Raw genomic sequence first — 19,830 nt, forward strand, 5'->3', positions numbered from 1 at the left:
TATGAAAATTTGCGTGGTGATTCCTGTTTATAACCATGGCGAAGCCATCAGCGCGGTTGTGCATGCCGTACGCGGCCATGATCTGCACTGCATTTTGGTTGACGATGGCAGCGATGCCGATTGCGCCGCTGTATTAGATCAACTAGACGCAGAGCTTGAGCAAAGCGTGACCCTTGTACGGCTACTGCAAAACCAAGGCAAGGGTGGTGCAATGGTGGCGGGCCTGCGCTGTGCGCTCGACATGGGCTACAGCCATGCCTTACAAATCGACGCCGATGGGCAGCACAATACCGCCGACATTCCCACTTTTATTTCACTGGCCACGCAAAACACCCGCGCCTTGATTTGCGGCTGTCCTATTTACGATGAAAGCGTACCCAAAGTGCGGCTCTATGGTCGTTATGCCACCCATATCTGGGTATGGATTAACACCCTGTCGCTGGCGATTAAAGACTCGATGTGCGGTTTTCGTATCTACCCGCTTGCCCCTACCATTGCCCTGTTTAATAGCCGCAATATCGGCAAACGCATGGATTTTGATATTGATATTGCGGTGCGTCTGTACTGGCGCGGCATGCCCATTATCAACCAACCAACCAAGGTGACCTATCCAAGCGATGGCGTTTCCCACTTTAAAGCCCTGCTCGATAATGTGCTGATCTCGCGCATGCACGCTAGGCTGTTTGTTGGAATGTTGCTGCGCTCGCCGCTGCTCATCTGGAGGAAGTTTTCCACGTGAGCTCATCTCCACAAAATAGGTCAAAACCACAACAACACTGGGCAGACATCAGCGAAAACACCTTTATCGCAGGCATCTGGCTACTTTTTTGGGTGCACAAGCTCTTTGGCCGCTGGCCGTTCCGGCTTTGCCTTTATCCGGTGATTACCGTGCAATGGGCTTGCCGCCCTGCCTTACGTCACGCCTCGATGCAATACTTGCAACGTATCGAAGCCGCAACTGGTGCGCTAGGCCATGCTCCATCGTGGCGGGACAGCTTAAAACACCTCGCACTCTTTGCCGAAACCATGCTGGATAAGCTGCTGGCCGTTTCTGGGCGCTATCAGTTCAGCAATGTCAGAACCGCAGGCCGCGAAGCGTTTTACGCCGCCGCAGAGCAAGGTTTGGGCGGAGTGATTATCACCGCCCACTTAGGCTGCTTAGAGCTATGCCGTGCCATGGCAGAGGACACCGGTAAAATTCGCCTCAATATCTTGGTGCACACCCGCCACGCCAAACAATTTAATCAGCTATTAAAGCGGCTCAATCCTGATAATGACTTACAGCTGATCGAAGTCTCCGAAGTCGGCCCTGCCACCGCCGTTGTACTCGCAGAAAAAATAGCTGCGGGTGAATATGTCGTGATTGCAGGGGACCGTATTCCCGTCTTTGCCAGTCAAACTGTACAAGCCGACTTTTTAGGCCATAGCGCACCTTTTCCGGTTGGCCCTTACATCTTAGCCAGCCTCTTAAAATGCCCGCTCTATTTACTGGGCTGCATCCATGAAGGGCGTGGCTATCACATTCATTTTGAAACACTAGCCAGCCGTGTAATTTTGCCGCGCGGCCAGCGTCAGGACGCCATGGCGGGCTATGCAGCGCAATACGCGCAAGCCATCACCGCGCTACTCAAACGCTCGCCCTACGACTGGTTTAACTTTTTTGCTTTTTGGGATCAAACACGGGATCAAACGCATGACAAACACTAAGCCTGCCATCACCTTTGATGGCACACGATTATGTATCGAAGAGATTGTCGCGATTTCCCAGCAAACATCACCCGCCCAGCTCTCAGCCGCGCCAGAATTTCGCCAGCGCATTCAAAAAGGCGCTGACTTCCTAGACCGCCTATTGCGTGAAGACGGCGTGATTTATGGCGTCACCACCGGCTATGGCGATTCTTGCACCGTGACCATTCCACCCGAGCTGATCAGCGAGCTGCCGCATCATCTTTACACCTATCACGGCTGCGGTGCCGGGCGCTTTTTAACGCCAGAAGAAAGCCGCGCGGTGATCGCGACTCGGCTGGCGTCTTTATCGCAAGGCATGTCGGGCGTGAGTATTGCACTGCTCGATCAACTGGAAACACTGCTCAAACACGACATCCTGCCGCTCATCCCAGCAGAGGGCTCGGTCGGGGCCAGTGGTGATTTAACGCCCTTGTCTTATGTGGCTGCCGTATTGTGTGGCGAACGGGAAGTGATGTATCGCAATGAGCGCCGCAATGCCAGCGATGTACTGGCAGAGCTGAATATCCAGCCGCTGCGCCTGCGCCCGAAAGAAGGCCTTGCCATGATGAATGGCACAGCGGTGATGACCGCTCTGGCCTGCCTTGCCTGGCAGCGTGCCGATTACCTGTGTAAGCTTGCGGCCAGACTGACCGCCATGAATGTCGTCGCCAGCGCAGGCAATGCCAATCACTTTGATGAAACGCTGTTTGCCGTTAAACCCCACGCCGGTCAGCAAGCCGTGGCGGCCCGTATCCGCAATGATTTAGCCAGCCCGCAGCCCAGCCGCAATGACGAGCGGCTGCAGGATCGCTACTCCCTGCGCTGCGCCCCGCATGTGATTGGCGTACTGGAAGACGCACTGCCGTTTTTCAGAACATTGATCGAAAACGAGCTAAACAGCGCCAACGACAATCCGATTATCGACGCCGAAAACGAGCGCGTTTTACACGGCGGGCATTTCTACGGCGGGCATATTGCCTTTGCCATGGACAGCCTCAAAAACACCGTGGCCAATCTGGCCGATTTACTCGATCGCCAGCTGGCGCTGCTCGTTGATACCCGCTTTAACCACGGCCTGCCGTCCAACTTATCTGGCTGCACCGGCCCACGCGCGGCGATTAATCATGGCTTAAAAGCGCTACAAATCAGCGTGTCTGCCTGGACCGCCGAAGCACTCAAGCAAACCATGCCAGCCTCGGTATTTAGCCGCTCTACCGAATGCCACAATCAGGATAAAGTCAGCATGGGCACGATTGCGGCACGCGATGCCTTACGTGTGCTCGAGCTAACCGAGCAAGTGGTCGCAGCCATGCTGATTGCTGCGCGTCAGGGCATTGCCCTGCGCCGCCGTATCGATCCAAACCTGCAGCTACCAGAAGCGCTTGCCGCCATGCAGGCCGATCTGGAAGATCGCATCCCGCTACTGGTGGAAGACCGCGCTTTAGATAAAGAGCTGCAAGCCTTGATTTTGGATATTCGAGCAGAAACCTGGGTGCTCTATGCCGACTAAGCCAACTCATCCTCACCTCAGTATCGAAATTGCGCTCAGCCCAGCTTTTCATGATCTGGACCCAATGGATATCGTCTGGCACGGCAATTACCCCAAATACTTGGAGATCGCCCGCTGCGCCCTGCTGAGCCAATTTAATTACGATTATCCGCAAATGAAAGCATCCGGCTACGCATGGCCGATTGTGGACATGCGCTTGAAATACGTAAAACCCGCCAGCTTTGGTCAGCAACTCATCGTGCGCGCTGAAATTGTTGAATGGGAAAGCCGCTTAAAAATCAACTACCTGATTAAAGACGCCGTCAGCGGCCAGAAAATCAATCAGGCGCATACCATTCAGGTAGCTGTCGATATGAATACGGGTGAAATGCAATATGTTTGCCCGGCGATTCTCTGGGAGCGACTTGGGGTGGAGGAGCCGCAGTGAAAATCAATTTTAAGCAGTCATGTGCAGTCGTCTTATTTAGCCTCTTCGCCATCAACAGCCATGCAGCAGATCTAGCCAGTAGCGTTAAAGAGCGCCTTACTCAGCCAGAGATTCTGCGTGGTGATTTTGAGCAAAACAAACAGGTCAGCGGCTTTAAAAAGCCTTTAGTGTCGCGTGGTGATTTCTTAGCGGCACGTGATTTGGGCGTGCTTTGGCGCACCAAAACACCTTTTGCCAGCACGCTTAAACTGAGTCGTGACGAGATTGTGGCTAAGCAAGATGGCGCAGTGGCTTTTCGCCTGAGCGCCAGCAAAGAGCCATCAGTGCGGATGATTAATGGCCTGCTGTTTTCTTTAATGAATGGCGATGTCAGCAGTTTGGGCGAGTTATTTAAGATTGAAGGCAGTATCAACGGTAAATCGTGGCAGCTGACACTCACCCCCAAGCAAGCAGCCTTAAGCAAAATCATGCGCAAAATCGAGCTATCTGGCGATCAATTTGTGCGTCGTATTTTGCTGGACGAAGCCAATAACGATCAGACCTTGATTCGCTTTACCGCCCAAAATACCGATGCCATCAGCTTGGATGAGCGTGCTCGCTTTGAGTAATCAAGTCTCTATTCGACTACTAGCCAAAATCTGGCTGGTCATCGTGCTCGCCCTTATCGGCCACAATATTTATCTATGGTCTGGTCATTTGCAGCTGGATACTGACATCCTCGCCATGCTGCCGCAGGATGAGCGCGACCCGACGGTACAAAACGCCACGCGGCAACTCAGCGACTCGGCGTCCAAACGCGTGGTGGTGCTGATCGGCGGGCAGGATTGGGAAAGCGCGCTCACTGCCGCCGATGCTTACGCCGCATCTTTGGAGAGCAGCAAACTAGCGCTCAGCCTGCGTTACAAAATGAGCGATGAAAGTGCGTGGCTTAGCTTTTTCATTCCTCACCGCAATCAGCTGCTTAGCCCTTCGCAACGCCAGCAGCTGAAAAACACCAGCAGCGATCAACTGGCCCAGCGCGCCGTTGCCGCCCTATATCAGCCCGGCATCGGCATGCCCCGCCTTGGTGAATGGCAAGATGATCCGCTGAATTTACTCGGCGCATGGTTGGGTGAGCGGGCGGCAGAGAGCAAGGTACGCATCAAGGATGGGCGTTTATCGCTACGCGCTTTATCAGCAGAAGCAATCGAAGAAAACTATGTTTTGCTGACGCTAGAGCAAAGCGGCTCGGCCTTTTCAGTTAAAGCGCAGCAGGCATTGATTCCGGTACTGGATGTGGCCAAAGCCGCCGCACTCAAGACTCAGCCTAAAGTGCAGGTTTTAAGCGTTGGCGTCCCCTTGCACGCAGCAGCGGCAGCCAGCCAAGCCGAGCGCGAAGTCCACACCATAGGCATAGGCTCAATGATCGGCATTGTGCTACTCACCGTCTTTGCCTTTAGCGCTATCCGCCCGCGTATTTTAGTGACCATATCAATTGCCATTGGCCTGCTCGCCGCGATTTCGGTCTGCACGCTATTCTTTGGCCGCCTGCATTTAATTACCCTAGTGTTTGGGGCCAGCTTGGTTGGCGTGGCTGAAAACTACGGCAGCAATTATTTCAGCAGCCGCCAGGGCCGCCCTGCGGCAGAGCGCTGGGCCATGCTTAAAACACAAGCGCCGGTGATGTGGCTAGCGATGCTCACCACCGCCATCGGCTATTTGCTGCTCGCGCTCACCCCTTTTCCTGGATTGCGGCAAATCGCCGTTTTCTCCGCCACTGGCCTCTTGGCCGCTTTTGTGACCGTGATGTGGTGGTTTCCACTCTTTGATAAGGGGGAAATGAATCACACCCGTTTGTCGCTGTGGATAGGCAGTCGCCGCAAGCTCTGGCCCAGTGTAGGACGCAACCGTTTAACGCTGATATTTAGCTTAATCGTGGCGATCACCTTGCTTTGGGGAGGCTTATCCATCAAAAGCAATGACGATGTGCGGCTATTGCAAAACTCGCCCCCCGCACTGATTGCCCAGCAAATCAAAGTCAGCCAGCTGCTCGATCTGCCCAGCCCAGCCCAGTTTTATTTAATTCGCGGAGCAAGCATTGAAGCGGTCCTGCAGCAGGAAGAAGCGCTCAAAACCAGGCTTGCGCCTCTGATTGCCAAGGGCAGTATCAGCGGCTATCAGGCGATCAGCGATTGGGTGCCCTCCTTAGTACAGCAGGCAGAAAACCAAGCCTTGGTAGAACGCATGGTATTTGGCGAGCAAGGCGTGCTGGCCAAGGCTAGCTTGGCACTGGGCGAATCGCTGACGCCAACGTTCAAAACAGCAGCACCGCTCTTGATTGCAAACTGGCTGGCGGCTCCCGTTTCAGAACCGCTGCGCCATCAGTGGCTAGGGAAATTTGAAAACGGCTACGCCAGCGTGATGCTGCTACGTGGCGTAAGCAAACCAGCGCAGCTTGCAGAGCTGGCTGCAATTGCCCCAAGCGTGGCAGGCGTGCGCTGGGTAGATAAAGTAGCCGAAGTTTCCACCGTCATGGGCCGCTATCGGGTGCTGATGGCATGGGTGATCGCACTCAGCTATCTGTTGGTTTTTGCTGCGCTCAGCTACCGCTTTGGCAGGCAGGCATGGCGGGCGCTTTTGCCCACCTTGCTCGCCAGTGGTCTGGCCTTAGCCATTCTGGCGCTGCTGGGCCAGCCCCTGCAATTATTCAATATCTTGGCATTGCTGCTGATTTTAGGCATGGGCGTGGATTATGGGATTTTCCTGCTCGAAAATCCCAATCGCCATGAAACAAGACCGTTTTTGTCAGTAACACTGGCGGCCGCATCCACCCTGCTTGCCTTTGGTTTACTGGCGCTATCTGCCACCCCCGCCCTGCACGCTTTTGGCCTAACCATGCTGCTGGGCATCGGGCTTTCTTGGCTCTTCACTCCGGCATTTATGCCACTTACTACATCAGAAAAATGATCCCAACTATTAATCTATTTATTTTCAAACACCTGCGCACTATCGAGATGGTCGGCGTGCTGATGCGTATCTTTAGCTTCAGCCTTGTTAGCTGGTTAGGCCCCGCCAGCCCGTTTATGTTTGTCTGGAGCCTGAACACCGTCGACGCCATTATGCTGGCATGGTGTTCGGCGCTAAAACGCGATTCTGCTTACACACTACTGAATGGATTCTGGATCATCGTCGGCCTGATTGGCATTTTAAGAGCGGGGCAGTTTATTCATTAAGTCGCCAAGCGAAGATTCCACCTCAGCAAAATCTTGAACCACAGAGTAAAAGGAGGACACAGAGTTCCACAGAGAAAACCTAAAGACTTGGCTTGTATTCCTACTCGCGGCGAAACATCGTCATTCCCGCGTGCCTTTGGCGGGAATCCAGCAACGCGGCTGGATTCCCGATAACAGCACTCGGGAATGACGGGTTTGCGTGTACGTCTTACGGGGGTTTCCGAGCCACACCTTAAGCACCCTCTTGGTTTTCTCTGTGAAACTCTGCGCTCTCTGTGTTCTCTGTGGTTCAAGATTTTGCATAGCGCATTACTTTCACTAATGGCGACCCGGTGCATAGCAGCCACCCCACAAGCAACACGATTAGCTGAACTTACAAAACCAAAAATACAAAAGAGAAATAAAATGCGTATAGAACACACAGAAATACTCATTATTGGCGCTGGCCCTTCCGGTTCGGTGGCTGCAGGCTTATTGCGTAAGCAAGGCCGTCAGGTACTGATCATTGAAAAAGAAACCTTTCCGCGTTTCTCTATTGGCGAAAGCCTCTTGCCACAAAGCATGGAATACATCGAAGCGGCTGGCTTTTTACAGGATGTGATTGAGGCCGGCTTTCAGTATAAAAATGGCGCGGCTTTTGTGCGGGGCGAGCAAACCACCGCCTTTGATTTCAGAGATAAGTTTTCAAGCGGCTGGGGCACCACTTACCAGGTGCAGCGCGGCAATTTTGACCATGTGCTAGCCAAGGCCGCGGCAAAAGCAGGCGCAGTCATCCGCTATCAGGAACAAGTGATTGCGGTTGATTTGGAAGGCGATCAGCCACGGATCACCGTGCAATCGGCCACAGAAACTTACCAAATTAACGCTCGGTTCTTGCTGGATGCCAGTGGCTTTGGCCGAATTCTGCCCCGCCTGCTTAAGCTGGAAACGCCTTCCGACTTCCCTGTGCGCGGTGCTTACTTCACCCATATCGAAGATCGCATTTCAAAAGAGGGTTTTGATCGGAATAAGATTCTGATCAGCGTGCATCCAGATCACCACGACGTGTGGTTCTGGACCATTCCTTTTTCGAATGGCCGCTGCTCGCAAGGTGTAGTTGCCAAACCAGAATTCCTAGAAAAATATCAAGGTAGCGAAACCGAGCGCCTACAAGCCATTATCGCCGAAGTACCCACCCTGTCTGCTGTACTTAAAAACGCCGTTTGGGATACGCCTGCCCGCCAGTTAATCGGTTACTCCGCCAATGTCAGCAGCTTGCACGGTAAAGGGTTTGCCTTGCTGGGCAATGCGGGTGAGTTTCTTGATCCGGTTTTCTCTAGTGGCGTCACTATCGCAGTTAAATCTGCGGCGCTAGCTGCGGCAGCCATTGAGCGCGAATTTGCAGGTGAAGCCGTCAATTGGCAGTCAGATTATGCCGACCCTCTGAAAGCGGGCGTCGATGCATTTAGGGCTTTTGTGAGCAGTTGGTACGAAGGCGGCTTTCAGGATGTAATCTTTCATCAAGACCAATCACCCGATGTACGCCGAATGATCTCGGCCATTTTGGCGGGCTACGCATGGGATTTAAACAATCCCTATGTGGCGCAGCCTAAGCGCTTAAAAACGCTGGAGCAATTGTGCGCGGCTTAATCATCCTGCTCACCTTGCTGGGCGGCTGCGCAAGTGCCCCCAAGATGAGTTTGCCCGCTTTGCGCTTGGCTCCTGCGGCCTTCGCCGGATCGGTCAGCCTGACGCAAAGACTGAGCGTCACGCCCTTGCCAGCCAATAGCGCCGTGCCCAAAACGCTGGATGCCTTACTGGAAATCAGCCCGGAGCAAGTTCAGTTAGCAGGCTTTGCACTGGGGCAGCGTATTCTTACGGTAAGCTGGGACGGGCAATCGCTGACAAGCAGCCGCCATGCCCTGCTGCCCAAAGAGGTAGACGAGCAGCGTGTGCTGCGTGATGTGCAACTGGTTTACTGGCCGCAAGCAGCCATTCAGGCCGCCTTGCCAGAGGGCTGGACACTAAGCGAAGAAGGGAACGTCAGAAAACTGACGCTAGGCCAAGAAAACGCCATCACCATCCGCTACCACGCCACACCCCACTGGGCCGGCAAAGCCGAATTAGAAAACACCCTAGAGCACTATCGGCTGGTGATTGATTCAAAAGAAACACCTTGAACGCAAAAGATCTGTAGACACAGAGAACGGTAAGAACACAGAGCACACAGAGAAAACCTAAAGAATTTTTTCTCAAGGTTTTCTCTGTGTGCTGCTTTTAAACGCTGTGTTCTCTGTGTCTACAAACCTAAGGTTTTTAAATAAGGAAGCACCGCTCGCGATGAGTATTTATTTAAATCAGCTTGGCATTGTTTGTGCGCTGGGTAACGGCATTGATGAGCTGCGCCAAGCCCTTTTTGCCGATGCGCCTAGCGGTGTTGCGCCCTATGCTTGCCTTGGAAAAACGCTGCATCTAGGCGTAGTAACAAGCGAGCTGGCTTCGCAAGATGCGCTGCCATCCAAGCTGCACAGCCGTAATAACGCGCTGCTGCTCACGGCTTTAGCGCAAATTCGCCCCGCGGTGGATGCAGCGATTACCCGCTTTGGTGTGGCGCGGATAGGCGTGGTCTTAGGCACCAGCACTTCAGGCATTGGTGAGGCGCAAGCTGCAATTGCCCAGCATCAGGCCACAGGCCAGCTACCCGCCCATTTTCATATTGCACAGCAAGAGCTAGGCTCGCCTGCTACCGCGCTCAGCACCCTCTTGGGGCTGGCTGGCCCTGCAATGGTGGTTTCCACCGCCTGTTCTTCCAGCGCCAAAGCCATGGCGAGCGCGGCAAGGCTGCTGAATGCGGGGATGTGTGATGCCGTGATTTGTGGTGGCGTGGATTCGCTCTGTGATTTTACCGTGGCGGGATTTTCGTCGCTGGAATCCATCAGCGCGGATCGCTGCCAGCCGATGAGCATTCATCGCAACGGTATTAATATTGGCGAAGGCGCGGCACTGTTTCTAATGAGTAAAGATTTAATGGAAGAGTCCGACGCCGTGACGCTCCTAGGCTGGGGGGAAAGCTCGGATGCGCATCATATTTCAGCTCCCGCACCGGACGGAAAAGGCGCAAGCACTGCCATGCAAGCCGCGCTCCATCGAGCAGGCTTACAAGCGTCCGATATCGATTACATCAATCTGCACGGCACGGCAACACAGCAAAATGATGCAATGGAAAGCCTTGCTATTTATCAGCTATTTGGCAGCCACACACCGTGCAGCTCAAGCAAACCTTTAACCGGCCACACGCTGGGTGCAGCGGGAGCCATTGAAGCGGCGATCTGCTGGCTGGCTCTCAAGACAGGGCAACTCCCCCCCCATTGGTGGGATGGCGAGATAGATCCCGCAATTGCCCCGCTTGCACTCGTCAAGCCATCCTTCAAGCCCGCCCGCCCGCCACGCTACGCCTTAAGCAACTCCTTTGCATTTGGCGGCAGCAATGCAAGTTTGATTTTTGGACGTGACCATGCAGCCCATTGAATACGCCATCAGCGATATCATGCCGCACTCTGGCAAGATGCTTTTACTCGATTGCGCCATCGCGGGCAACGACACGCATTTTGAATGCGAAGTCACCATAAACGCAGACAATCTGTTTTTTACCGGCACAGGCGTGGGCGCATGGGTAGGCGTTGAATATATGGCACAAACCGTCGCGGCATGGGCAGGCTGGCAAGCTCGATTAGCTGGGCAAACGCCTAAAATCGGTTTCTTACTCGGCAGCCGCCGCTATAGCTGTAGCGTCAGCGAATTTGCGCTGGGCCAAGTGCTACGCATCCGGATTAGCCGCGCTTTCCAGGCCGACAATGGCTTAGGGCAATTTGATTGCCAAATCTTGATCAACCAACAAGAAGTCGCCCAAGCCGCACTCACCGTATTTGAGCCACTGGATGCCAGCGCGTTTTTAGCGGAGCGAGCTAAGGGTTAAAGCTAAATAAGGGCGTAAAAAAGCGTCCCCAGTAGAGAAAAGCGGCAAGAGCAAGAGCGCTAAGTCTTGAACCACAGAGGGCACAGAGAACACAGAGAACACAGAGAAAATCACAAAAATAGGCCGGGTTTCTCTGTGTGCTCTGTGTCCTCCTTTTTCTCTGTGGTTCAAGATTTAGCTCCTTGTACGTACTCAAATAATTAAAAATAAACAATGAGAAACAAGCATGACTAATAAAACAATTCTAGTCACAGGCTCCAGCCGGGGCATTGGGCGCTCCATTGCCAAGCGGCTGGCCAAAGATGGCTTTGATATCGTACTGCATTGCAAGAGCCGCATCGACGCCGCCGCAGAACTTGCAGCCGAAATCACCGCACTAGGCCGAAACTGCCGCGTTCTGCAATTTGATGTGACCAATCGCGCCCAGACCGCAGAAGTTTTACTCGCCGATATCGAAGCGCATGGTTGCTACTACGGTGTGGTTTGCAATGCAGGCATCGCAATGGATAATGCCTTCCCCGCCATGCCCCCAGAAGACTGGGATGCGGTAATTCATACCAATTTAGATAGTTTTTACAATGTATTGCACCCGCTGACCATGCCGATGGTGCGGCAGAGAAAACCCGGCCGCATCGTCACTTTGTCTTCTGTTTCTGGCCTGATTGGCAACCGTGGTCAAGTCAATTACAGCGCAGCCAAGGCAGGGATTATTGGCGCGACCAAGGCGCTGGCGGTGGAATTAGCCAGCCGTGCCATTACCGTTAACTGCGTAGCACCCGGCTTGATCGACACCGAAATGGTAGACGAGCGTGTATTAGAAGAAGCGCTGAAAATCATCCCGGCCAAGCGCATGGGCAAACCCGAAGAAGTGGCCGCAGCCGTTAGCTTTTTAATGTCAGACGACGCCGCCTATATCACGCGTCAGGTGATTTCAGTCAATGGGGGCTTAATAGGATGAAGCGCGTTGTGATTACCGGCATCGGGGCCAGTCACTCCCCCGCATATGGCCAGACCAAACCAGAGAAGTCGCTACAGATTTCAGTTAAAGAGGCCTTATAAGATGAAGCGCGTTGTGATTACTGGCATCGGGGCGATCAGCCCGCTTGGCCATGATTGGAAAACCGTAGAAGCGGCGCTTAAAGCAGGCAAAAACGCCATTCAGATCATGCCAGAATGGCAGGTTTTTGAAGGGCTTAACACCCAACTTGGCGCACCTGCCGCGCCCTTTGAGCTGCCAGCGCATTACAACCGCAAAAGCACGCGCAGCATGGGACGCGTGGCGCTAATGGCGACTCGCGCCAGTGAATTGGCGCTGATCGATGCGGGTCTACTCAATGATCCTCTGGTTAAAAGTGGCCAGATGGGCATTTCTTATGGCTCATCGGCTGGTACGCCCAAAGCCATTGGTGACTTTGGCCGCATGATTGCAGAAAAATCCACCGAAGGCATTAACGCCACCACCTATATCAAAATGATGTCGCACACCGCAGCCGTAAATATCGGCGTGTTTTTTGGCATTACCGGCCGCATTATCACCACCTCTAGCGCCTGCACATCTAGCAGCCAAGGCATAGGCTATGCCTACGAAACCATCAAATTCGGCAAGCAGATTGCCATGCTGGCCGGTGGTGCTGAAGAGTTGGATGCCACCGAAGCGGCGGTTTTCGACACCCTATTTGCCACCAGCGTACAAAACGCCACGCCCGAAACCACGCCCCGCCCTTTTGACACAAAACGTGATGGCTTGGTGATTGGCGAAGGCGCTGGCACGCTGGTGCTGGAAGAGCTGGAACACGCACTGGCGCGCGGCGCCCATATTTATGCAGAAATTGCTGGCTTTGGCAGCAATAGCGATGGCACGCATGTGACTCACCCCAACTCCGCCACCATGGCCCAAGCCATTCGCCTAAGCCTTACAGATGCAGCGCTGCAGCCTAGCGATATTGGCTATATCAATGCCCACGGCACCGCCACCGATCATGGCGACATCGCCGAATCGAAAGCCACCCATGAGGTATTTGGTGAGCACACGCCAATTAGCTCGCTCAAAAGCTATATGGGCCACACCCTTGGCGCTTGCGGGGCATTAGAGGCATGGATCAGCATCGAGATGATGAACAGCGGCTGGTTCGCTCCCACAATTAACCTAACCGAGCCTGACGAGCGCTGCGCCGCACTGGATTACATTACCGGCACAGGGCGAGCCATTGAATGCGATATCGTCATGAGCAATAACTTTGCATTTGGCGGGATCAATACATCGCTGATTTTTAAGCGCTGGGCTTAAGTCTAAAAGTTCTGTAGACACAGAGATCAATGAGTACACAGAGGGCACAGAGAAAAGCGTTAAGAAAGCGTAAAGACATTGCACTAAGCAAGATCCCAAATGACTCTATTTTGCAGCTTGGGTTAGCAGGGTTAACTATTTTCTTAGTTTTCTCTGTGTAACTCCGTGCTCTCTGTGGTTCAAGATTTGGGTTTTGTTCATATACCTAGTTATTACAATCAAGCAAACACACCAAGGAATAAAAATGAAAAAATTTGCCACTTTATTAATCGCCGGTTTGTTATCGACTTCTGCATTTGCACGCGATACCGTATTACAAATCCCATTGGCCGATGTATTGGCAATGCCAGAGGCTCAGGGTAAATTGGATGGTTCGGTTAAGTTTTATTTGGCAGGGCAAAAAACACCGCCAATTACCCAGCAATTTTCTGAAGATATTTCAAATCCCAAAACCAATGCCTTAGGTAAAAGCGATGAATTTGGCTGCAAATGGGCCGCACTTTCTGCCTTGATCTCTTTTCAGAATTCAGCCAAACGCGAAGGCGCAAATGCTGTGGTGGATTTGGTGAGTTATTACAAGAAGAACGAAACAAAAAGCGACACCACCATTGAATGCCATGCAGGTGGATTTATCATTGGCGTAGCATTAAAAGGTCGCTACGCCAAAGTGGCGGAGTAATATGCAGGGTTCATGCCCACGCGCATAGATCGTCGGTGTGTGGGCATAAATACTTGCCCACGCTCCTTCAATAAATATCTGCTATTAGGCCTAAGGCTTTTTCAAAGCCACAGGCTCAGCCAGCGTGTAAACATCCACGCCCTGCTGGGCGAGTAGGGCTTCCAGTGCGGGCATGAGCGCACCGAGTTTTTCTTCTAGCGCATCACGCACGGTATCGACTACCACTTGTGTGGCGCGCTCGATTTCTACGTTGAATACGCTGCCAACGCGCTTACCTTCAAAAATGGTCATGCGGCGGGTTTCGGGGATCAGCCATACTTCAAACCAGCAATCTGTTTTATTGGTGTCCGATACCGTCAGGCTGGCGCCATCCAGGGCGATATACCCCTTGGCGAAAATGTATTTCATCCCGGCTTTGGGCACGCCAATTCTAAAGCAACAGTTTTCCTGATCTTTACGAATATCTAACAGCGTGGCGGCAAAGTCCACATGGCCGGAGAGCGGATGACCGCCGATTTCGGCACCATCTTTGGCGGCGCGCTCGGCATTGACATGGCTACCTGCTTTTAATTGCCCTAAGGAGGTTACGCGTAAACTTTGCAACATCACATCAAAGCTGGCTTTATCATCCGCAAAGATCTCGGTAACCGTCAGGCAAACGCCATCAATCGCCACGCTGGCGCCAATCTGAATATCTTTGCAAAACCCTGCCGGAAAAGCGATGCGAAATGTACGGATACCTTCCCTGTCATCAATCGCTTCAATCTGAGCAACACCTTGCACAATCCCCGTAAACATTTATTCAGTTTCCTTAAAGAGTTCTGGATTTGCTTCGCGCACACGCTTCGAAGACTTGAGTAAATTGCAATGATCACAAAAGTAGCTAATCGAGCCGCAAGCCGCGATCACATCGAGGGGCCGCTTACAATCAGGGCAAATCGGCACGGCTTCTTGCACGCTTTCATTCGGCATAAAATTCTCCAATATCAGTGAACCGCAGGGTGAGACGTAAATCGTCTCCAAATAGGCGGCGCTCTAATACCTTAGCTTGTAGCTTGTGGTTTAGGTCGGACAAATCAAGCGTAGCGATGCCTTTTGCCGTGTCACCAATCATCACAGGTGCTTGATAAAGCAGCATTTCATCCACCAGCCCCGCTTGAAATAGCGCCCCAACTAAAACGCCGCCCGCCTCAACGGTTACTTGGTTGCAGCCTCGGCGGCCTAATTCATTGAGTAAGGCGGTCAAATCAACACGGCCATGCGCATCGGCCAAAATCATCACTTCGGCCCCTGCGGCTTCTAAAGCCTGACGCTTTGGCTCGTCATCCTGAGCGCCCACAATCAATACGCCCGCTTGATTAAATAACTTTGCCTTGATCGGCATTCTAAGCTGGCTGTCAACAACCACACGCAGCGGCTGTCTATCTACCGTAAATTCCCGCACCGTTAGCTGAGGGTCATCCGCCAGTACCGTGCCAATACCAGTCAGCATGGCGCAAGATCGGGCACGTAGTTTTTGCACATCAGATCGTGCCGCCGGGCCGGTAATCCACTGCGATTGCCCATTAACCAGTGCCGTACGGCCATCCAGACTTGCGCCCATTTTTACCGTCAGCCAAGGGCGGGATCGCAGCATGCGGCTGATAAAACCTTTGTGATGCTCAAGTGCGGCGGCGTGTAAAACGCCTGACTCCACCTCAATCCCTGCCGCCGCCAAGCGCGTCAAGCCTTGGCCCGCCACCAGCGGATTAGGATCTGTCAGCGCGGCAACCACGCGCACTACACCGGCTTTCACCAAGGCATCAGCGCAAGGCGGTGTGCGGCCATGATGGCTACAAGGCTCTAGCGTCACGTAAGCCGTAGCACCGCGTGCCAAATCACCCGCAACACTCAAAGCCATGACTTCAGCATGCGCACCAGGAGCCCCCTTCACCACACCACCACCCGCAGGCTGACTAAAGCCCGCACCCACCACCTGCCCGTCTTTTACCAATACGCAGCCCACGCAGGGATTAGGCGTCGCACTATTCTGCCCTAAAGCTGCTTGCCGCAAAGCCAGCTGCATAAATTGATGATCGATCGCGTTCATTGGCTTCCTAAGCACGAGCACAGGCATAACAAAACCCACATCTTGAACCACAGAGGAAAAGGAGGACACAGAGTTTCACAGAGAAAACCAAACTTGGACTTTCTCTGTGAAACTCTGTGCTCTCGGTGTTCTCTGTGGTTCAAGATTTTGCAAGCGAAAATAAACTTTGAAGGTTAAACATACAGAGGTGTTTTATTCCTTACTCACTTCCCGAATCACATCGCGGAAATCGTCGACGTCTTGGAAGGAGCGGTATACGGAGGCGAAGCGGATGTAGGCGACTTTATCGAGCTTGGCGAGTTCAGACATCACCATTTCGCCAATCTGGCGGCTCATAATTTCTCTGTCACCTAATGACAAAGCTTTTTGAATAATGCGTAGGATGGCTTCGTCGACCAAGGGCGTCGGCACAGGGCGTTTATGCAGGGCGCGCTCGAAACTGGTACGGATTTTTTCCCGATCAAATTCGGCACGCTGACCATTTTGTTTCACCACCTGCGGCAAGCGCACTTCGGCGGTTTCAAACGTGGTAAAGCGTTTATCACAAATCGGACAACGACGGCGACGGCGAACCAAGTCGCCTTCATCAGATACACGCGAGTCAGCAACCAGCGTATCAGGGGAACCACAGAAGGGGCACTTCATCACAACCCCGCAAAGAACAAGAAAATAGAACTGAAGCTAAATCTTGAACCACAGAGGACACAGAGAGCACAAAGGGTCACAGAGAAAATCAAGCATCTGACTTAGCCACAGTTTTTCATGATGAAAGAGCTGTTTGCCTCTCCCATCACTTATTATTTATGCTAAGTCAGTCTTACCAAGGTTTTCTCTGTGAAACTCTGTGTCCTCTGTGCTCTCTGTGGTTTAAGACGTAACAATACTTAAACTACAAAATCAATTAAGCGCCGTAAACTGGGAAGCGCGCTGTCAATTCTTTTACTTTTACTGCAACGGCTGCAATGTTTGCTTCATCCGCTGGATTGTCCAGCACGTCTGCAATCAAGTTAGCCACGATCACGGCTTCTGCTTCTTTGAAACCACGGGTCGTGATGGCTGGGGAGCCGATACGGATACCAGAAGTCACAAACGGGCTTTCAGGATCGTTTGGAATGGCATTTTTATTGACGGTGATATGCGCTTGGCCCAGTACAGCATCAGCCACTTTGCCAGTCAGGCCTTTAGAGCGCAGATCAACTAAGAACATATGCGATTCAGAACGACCAGAAATCACACGCAGGCCACGCTCGATCAAGGTTGCAGCCATGGCTTGTGCGTTTTTCAGTACTTGCTCTTGGTATGTTTTGAACTCTGGTGTTGCCGCTTCTTTAAATGCCACCGCTTTACCGGCGATCACATGCATCAAAGGGCCGCCTTGCAGCGTTGGGAACACATTTGAATTGATCGATTTTTCGAATTCAGCTTTAGCCAAAATCAAACCACCACGCGGGCCGCGCAATGTTTTATGCGTAGTCGATGTCACAAAGTGAGCGTGTGGCACTGGGTTTGGATAAACGCCTGCCGCGATCAGACCAGCGTAATGCGCCATGTCGACCATAAAGTAAGCGCCAACTTTGTCGGCGATTTCACGCATACGCGCCCAATCAAAGCGCAGCGCGTAGGCAGAAGCGCCACCGATCAAGAGCTTAGGCTTGGTTTCAAGCGCTACACGTTCCATATCGTCATAATCGATTTCTTCATTTTCGTTCAGGCCGTAAGCCACGATATTAAAGAGCTTACCGGATAAATTTGCTGGCGAGCCGTGTGTCAGGTGACCACCGTGGCCTAGGTTCATACCCATTACGGTATCGCCCGGCTTCAGGATGGAGAAATACACGGCCTGGTTGGCTTGCGAGCCGGAATGTGGCTGCACATTGGCGTACTCTGCACCAAACAATGCTTTTACGCGATCAATGGCCAACTGCTCAACCGTATCAACAAATTCACAACCACCATAAAAACGCTTACCCGGATAACCTTCGGCGTATTTATTAGTCAGTTGCGAGCCTTGAGCTTCCATCACCGCTGGGCTGGTGTAATTTTCTGACGCGATCAGCTCGATATGCTCGTGCTGGCGAACAACTTCACCTGCAATGGCAGCGGCTAAATCAGGATCGTATTGGGCGATAGTGGCGGACTTGGAGAACATAGAGTTGGCGCTTCCGTAAGTCGGTTGGGAATAGGGAATGCGCAAGATTCTAACACGGACAAGCATTTTTCCAATTGAGGAATTCGCTATTAATCATGATACCCGCTCATAGATTATTCCTAGCTTGCCTTTTTTTACACCATTGCCCATGAATAATTTTTATTTTATCAGGAAATCTCATGCGATCATCTGACATGAAATCTAAAAACTCTGAAAGCATTCTTGATTTCATTAAGGAATAAAAGGTCAATACGGCAATAGGAATAAACGTCACGAAAAAGTACCCTATTCTGCGCCATGACGGCTCTGCCGCAAGATCAAATAAATTCATCCCCAGAAAGCCAGTCACTGTCGTACCTACCAAACCCAGAATCGTTACCACCGTCAGGCGCACCACCGTATCGGCCTGCCGATGCAAATCATCGTTTTCTAAATACTGGCTCATGCTATGGATGGATTCGCGTACTTCTGTAAACAAAGCTTCTGTGCCCAGATGGCGGCGGGCAATATGAAACATTTGATCGGCCACCACTTGATTAGAGATTTCACTAAACCAATAGCGCTGGGTAAAACGCAAAAACACCTCTTGCAGAATATGAATATCCCGTTTGAAACGCCGGGCAGAGCCTGCATCGCCCACTTGCAAACGTGATAACGCCACCGCCAGCCGGTCAGAAAACATCAGTAATGCGGCTTTATGAAAATGAGCAATCATCATCAGTAAAAAATACTGATGCCTGAATTGCCCCAAGGCACCGGTAAACGGATCGCTAAAAAAACCATGGGTATGCTTGCCTACCAGCACAAAAGCATGGCCATCACACATCATGCGAGTGGATGATGAATCATGGCGACGCTCCGGCACCCAAAAGCGGTCGTAGCAGCAGTTTGCTTCGAAATCCTGAAATACTTTGGCGGTATAGGGCAAATCGCCGCCCTGCGAAGGCCGCGTCACCATACCCAGCCGGTAGAAATCTTCATCACTTAGATCAAAGGGATCGTCAAAAGCCAGATAAGCCATCAAGGGCATGCGGTGATATTCAATTTGCCGATACCGCAGTTCGCCGATTTCGTTTGAATGGTGCAATACCAAAGGCCGCAACAAAGCATCCCAATGTTGTGCCATAGGGGCAGCGCGAAACTCACCCACATGGGATAAAAACTTGGATTTATCATTGTAATCCGAGGCGGCAATCACGCCTCCTTTTACATCCAGCCATTTCACCTGTTGCAAGCAGCTTGCCGCCGTTTTATCTTCATCCCACTGCGCAGGAAAAGCGCGGCCAAACCTGAACAGCGTATCCTGCACCCGGCTGAGCGGCACATTATCCGCAAGAATTTCAAACGCCAGAATTACGATATCAATATCATAAAAAAAATACAGATCAATATGCGCCACTTTAAAGTCTTGCCGCGTGCCATCCTTATAATGCATACGCACCGTACAGATATCATGCCGCCTGAATACATGCAGTGGTGAGCCGCCATAACTTGCCGTACTCCCCGCCTCTGCCGCCCCTTCGCCATATAAGAACCGCTGCACATAGGGCAGAAAAGTGACAAATTCGCGGTAATGTCGTTCTTGAAATGCCTGAGGATCCATATCAAACACTGAGGGCCGCATCTGCCAGGGCGAATCCTCATCCAGCAACTGATTCATCAGCTCCCAATGCCGCCCCATTACCGCCCCGCTGCCCACAGGCTGGGCGAGTGGCATCAACTGCAAAGGCCAAATTAAAATCTGCCTAAAATGGCGAACAATGGTTTCAGCGGCATCAGCCATCTTGGTCTCCC

General features: G+C 52.3%; 20 protein-coding genes. 14 read left to right on the top strand and 6 right to left on the bottom strand.

The window, feature by feature from the left end; all coding sequences use genetic code 11:
• The first annotated feature begins 1 nt into the window (after position 1).
• The 14 genes from VN23_RS07125 (at position 2) to VN23_RS07190 (ending at position 13,798) form a co-directional block, all read left to right on the top strand.
• On the top strand, positions 2-739 hold the full coding sequence (locus VN23_RS07125; RefSeq protein WP_082752659.1) for a glycosyltransferase family 2 protein: 738 nt from the start codon (positions 2-4) through the stop codon (positions 737-739).
• The gene (locus VN23_RS07130) at positions 736-1,707 is read left to right on the top strand and encodes an acyltransferase (protein ID WP_046353027.1); all 972 of its coding nucleotides are present in this window, start codon (positions 736-738) and stop codon (positions 1,705-1,707) included. The genes VN23_RS07125 and VN23_RS07130 overlap by 4 nt, the downstream gene beginning before the upstream one ends.
• A complete protein-coding gene (locus tag VN23_RS07135; RefSeq protein WP_046353026.1) occupies positions 1,694-3,238 on the top strand; it encodes an HAL/PAL/TAL family ammonia-lyase in 1,545 nt (514 codons plus the stop codon). The genes VN23_RS07130 and VN23_RS07135 overlap by 14 nt, the downstream gene beginning before the upstream one ends.
• Positions 3,228-3,665 (top strand): acyl-CoA thioesterase, encoded by a 438-nt coding sequence (locus tag VN23_RS07140; protein ID WP_046353025.1) that lies wholly within the window; start codon positions 3,228-3,230, stop codon positions 3,663-3,665. The genes VN23_RS07135 and VN23_RS07140 overlap by 11 nt, the downstream gene beginning before the upstream one ends.
• A complete protein-coding gene (locus tag VN23_RS07145; RefSeq protein WP_052746735.1) occupies positions 3,662-4,273 on the top strand; it encodes an outer membrane lipoprotein carrier protein LolA in 612 nt (203 codons plus the stop codon). The genes VN23_RS07140 and VN23_RS07145 overlap by 4 nt, the downstream gene beginning before the upstream one ends.
• A complete protein-coding gene (locus VN23_RS07150; RefSeq protein ID WP_046353024.1) occupies positions 4,251-6,611 on the top strand; it encodes an MMPL family transporter in 2,361 nt (786 codons plus the stop codon). Before VN23_RS07145 ends, VN23_RS07150 begins: the two co-directional genes overlap by 23 nt.
• Positions 6,608-6,877 (top strand): hypothetical protein, encoded by a 270-nt coding sequence (locus VN23_RS07155; RefSeq protein ID WP_197433046.1) that lies wholly within the window; start codon positions 6,608-6,610, stop codon positions 6,875-6,877. Before VN23_RS07150 ends, VN23_RS07155 begins: the two co-directional genes overlap by 4 nt.
• A gap of 405 nt (positions 6,878-7,282) precedes the next feature.
• Positions 7,283-8,506: an NAD(P)/FAD-dependent oxidoreductase gene (locus VN23_RS07160; protein WP_046353023.1), complete on the top strand. Its 1,224-nt coding sequence runs from the start codon at positions 7,283-7,285 to the stop codon at positions 8,504-8,506.
• Entirely contained in the window at positions 8,494-9,036 is a 543-nt protein-coding gene (locus VN23_RS07165) for a DUF3261 domain-containing protein (RefSeq protein ID WP_046353022.1), read from the top strand. Before VN23_RS07160 ends, VN23_RS07165 begins: the two co-directional genes overlap by 13 nt.
• Before the next feature lie 160 nt (positions 9,037-9,196).
• A complete protein-coding gene (locus VN23_RS07170; protein WP_046353021.1) occupies positions 9,197-10,384 on the top strand; it encodes a beta-ketoacyl-ACP synthase in 1,188 nt (395 codons plus the stop codon).
• Positions 10,371-10,832, top strand: a complete 462-nt coding sequence (locus VN23_RS07175) for an ApeP family dehydratase (protein WP_046353020.1) — start codon at positions 10,371-10,373, stop codon at positions 10,830-10,832. The genes VN23_RS07170 and VN23_RS07175 overlap by 14 nt, the downstream gene beginning before the upstream one ends.
• A 226-nt stretch (positions 10,833-11,058) precedes the next feature.
• Complete coding sequence (gene fabG, locus VN23_RS07180; protein WP_046353019.1) at positions 11,059-11,790, top strand: 3-oxoacyl-ACP reductase FabG; 732 nt, start codon at positions 11,059-11,061, stop codon at positions 11,788-11,790.
• 102 nt (positions 11,791-11,892) lie between these two features.
• Positions 11,893-13,119, top strand: a complete 1,227-nt coding sequence (locus tag VN23_RS07185) for a beta-ketoacyl-ACP synthase (protein ID WP_046353018.1) — start codon at positions 11,893-11,895, stop codon at positions 13,117-13,119.
• Positions 13,120-13,363: 244 nt separating this feature from the next.
• A complete protein-coding gene (locus tag VN23_RS07190; RefSeq protein ID WP_046353017.1) occupies positions 13,364-13,798 on the top strand; it encodes a hypothetical protein in 435 nt (144 codons plus the stop codon).
• Between the two features lie 90 nt (positions 13,799-13,888).
• Here the strand turns inward: VN23_RS07190 and VN23_RS07195 are convergent, their stop codons facing one another.
• The 6 genes from VN23_RS07195 to VN23_RS07215 form a co-directional block, all read right to left on the bottom strand.
• Complete coding sequence (locus VN23_RS07195; protein WP_046353016.1) at positions 13,889-14,596, bottom strand: riboflavin synthase; 708 nt, start codon at positions 14,594-14,596, stop codon at positions 13,889-13,891.
• Positions 14,597-14,770, bottom strand: coding sequence for a YfgJ family double zinc ribbon protein (locus VN23_RS21335; RefSeq protein ID WP_082752662.1), 174 nt, complete (start codon positions 14,768-14,770; stop codon positions 14,597-14,599).
• On the bottom strand, positions 14,760-15,887 hold the full coding sequence (gene ribD, locus VN23_RS07200) for a bifunctional diaminohydroxyphosphoribosylaminopyrimidine deaminase/5-amino-6-(5-phosphoribosylamino)uracil reductase RibD (RefSeq protein WP_046353014.1): 1,128 nt from the start codon (positions 15,885-15,887) through the stop codon (positions 14,760-14,762). The genes VN23_RS21335 and ribD overlap by 11 nt, the downstream gene beginning before the upstream one ends.
• Positions 15,888-16,079: 192 nt before the next feature.
• On the bottom strand, positions 16,080-16,532 hold the full coding sequence (nrdR, locus tag VN23_RS07205) for a transcriptional regulator NrdR (protein ID WP_046353013.1): 453 nt from the start codon (positions 16,530-16,532) through the stop codon (positions 16,080-16,082).
• 256 nt (positions 16,533-16,788) lie between these two features.
• On the bottom strand, positions 16,789-18,036 hold the full coding sequence (gene glyA / locus VN23_RS07210; RefSeq protein ID WP_046353012.1) for a serine hydroxymethyltransferase: 1,248 nt from the start codon (positions 18,034-18,036) through the stop codon (positions 16,789-16,791).
• Positions 18,037-18,142: 106 nt separating this feature from the next.
• Positions 18,143-19,819, bottom strand: coding sequence for a hypothetical protein (locus VN23_RS07215; protein ID WP_046353011.1), 1,677 nt, complete (start codon positions 19,817-19,819; stop codon positions 18,143-18,145).
• Positions 19,820-19,830: the final 11 nt, after the last annotated feature.

This window comes from Janthinobacterium sp. B9-8 (assembly GCF_000969645.2).
Classification (GTDB): domain Bacteria; phylum Pseudomonadota; class Gammaproteobacteria; order Burkholderiales; family Chitinibacteraceae; genus Iodobacter.